This window comes from Cryobacterium sp. 10I1, assembly GCF_035019805.1.
Classification (GTDB): Bacteria; Actinomycetota; Actinomycetes; order Actinomycetales; family Microbacteriaceae; genus Cryobacterium; species Cryobacterium glucosi.
In genome coordinates this window covers 1-2,214 of the sequence record NZ_JASJVF010000374.1, presented here as the reverse complement: position 1 = coordinate 2,214, position 2,214 = coordinate 1, and the positions used below count along the sequence as shown (strand labels likewise).

The window sequence follows — 2,214 nt, the reverse complement described above, 5'->3', positions numbered from 1 at the left end:
ACCCCCATTTGCCTAGATCCCCGACCCCCATTCGGGCACATTGCCCAGTCACGGACGGAGAGCGCGAACCTTATGTGACAACATGTCAGGGGCGCACGAATTGTGCCGCCGTGCGCCAAAAGTAAGTCAACACAGGAAAGGCCGCCTAGTGGAACTTCGCGACTACATTCGCATCCTCCACAAGAGCTGGGTGATGATCCTCATCTTCGTGCTCGTCGCCGTCGCGGCCGCGGCCACGTACTCGCTGATGCAGACCCCGAAATTCAGTGCCTCCGCCAAGGTCTTCGTGTCCACCCAGTCCACTGGCACCGCTCAGGACCTCGCCCAGGGCAACAGCTTCTCGGTGCAGCGGGTCAAGACCTACTCCGACCTCGTGGCCGCCCCTATCGTGCTCCTGCCGGTGATCGGCAACCTCGGGCTCGGCATCACTGCCGATGACCTCGCCAAGCAGGTCACGGCATCCGCCCCGCTCGACACGTCCATCATCGAGATCGCGGTCAGCGACACCGACCCCGTGCGGGCCGCCGACATCGCCAACGCCATCTCGATCAGTCTCGCCGCCGTCGTGCAGACCATTGAAACCCCCGAGTCCACCGCGACCGGCGTCGCCGGCGTCTCCCCGGTCAAGCTCACCCGGGCGCAGGAAGCCACCGTACCCAGCGCCCCGGTCAGCCCGAACGTACCTCTTAATATCGCCCTCGGCCTGCTCGTGGGCCTCGCCCTCGGCGTCGGTGCCGCGGTACTCCGCGAAACCCTCGACACCCGCATCCGCAACGAGCGCGATGTGGAACAGGTCACCGACATCCCCATCCTCGGCGGCATCGTCTTCGACTCGAAGGCCCAGGACCGACCCCTGATCGTGCACGTCGACCCGCGCAGCCCGCGGGCCGAAAGCTTCCGTACGTTGCGCACCAACCTGCAGTTCCTCGACGTCGGCCGCACGGACCGCAGCTTCGTGATCACCTCGTCGATCGAGAGCGAGGGCAAGAGCACCACCGGGGCAAACCTCGCCATCGCGCTCGCCGACTCCGGTGCCCGCGTCCTGCTCGTCGACGCCGACCTCCGCCGCCCGAAGATCGCCGACTACATGGGCATCGACGGCACCGTCGGCCTCACCGACCTTCTCGTCGGCCGCGCCGATCTGGCCGACATCATCCAGCCGTGGGGGCGCTCCAAACTGTTCGTGCTGCCGGCCGGCCAGGTGCCGCCCAACCCGAGCGAACTGCTCGGCTCCGCCCGGATGACTTATTTCGTCGGCGAATTCAACAAGAACTTCGACGTCGTCATCTTCGACGCCCCGCCGCTGCTCCCGGTGACGGATGCCGCCATCCTGGCCAAGAGCGTCGGCGGCGCCCTCGTCGTCGTGGCCGCGGGTCGCGTGCACAAGAACCAGCTCACCGGCGCCATCGCCGCACTCGGAAACGTCGGGGCCTCGGTGTCCGGGCTCGTCCTCACGATGCTGCCGACCTCGGGGGCGGATGCCTCGGGTTACGGCCGCTATGGCTACGGCTATGGTTATGGCGCCGATGATGCCGATACTGTGGACATCACCCCCCGAAATGGGGTCCGAAAGGTGAAGGTGCGAAATTGACGATTGACCCAGACCCGACGGCCCCAGCCGCCGAGCCTCCGTTCAGCATTCTGGTCGTCTGCACCGGAAACATCTGCCGTTCGCCGCTCGCCGAACAGCTGCTCACCACACGACTCACGAACGCCGGTATCCCCGTACTCGTGACGAGTGCCGGCACCTATGCCATGGTCGGCAAGGGCATGCCCGATGAAGCCGCCGCCCTGTCCGTGCGCTACGGCGGGGACCCGCGCGCCCACGTCTCCCGGCAGCTCACTGCGCGGCTCGTCGCCGACGCCGACCTGGTCGTGACTGCCGACCGCGAACACCGTGGCGAGGTGGTCTCCCTCTACCCGCGCGCTGCCCGCTACGCCTTCACCCTCAACCAGCTCGCCCGTCTGATCGACGGCCTCCGCGACGCCGAATTCGCCGCAGCGGAACACGCCGCCGCCGAACGAGCAAGCACAGTCAGCGACACCAGCGAACACCGCGGCGACGACGGTGCCGCGGTGCCTCTCACCGCCGCCGACACCCTCCGCGCCTACATTGCCGAAATCGCGGCCAGCCGCGGCCTCACCCCACCGCCCTCCGACCCGGCCGACGACGACATCGAAGACCCGTACCGTCGCTCCCTCGCCACCTACGAC

2 protein-coding genes are annotated in these 2,214 nt (G+C 67.4%); both read left to right on the top strand.

All coding sequences use genetic code 11. The features are described 5' to 3' along the window. Positions 1–148: 148 nt before the first annotated feature. Entirely contained in the window at positions 149–1,591 is a 1,443-nt protein-coding gene (locus QN345_RS18155) for a polysaccharide biosynthesis tyrosine autokinase (RefSeq protein WP_322140615.1), read from the top strand. Next, positions 1,588–2,214, top strand: a 627-nt coding sequence (locus tag QN345_RS18150; protein ID WP_323505176.1) for a hypothetical protein, incomplete at its 3' end; no start/stop codon positions are given. The genes QN345_RS18155 and QN345_RS18150, both read left to right, overlap by 4 nt.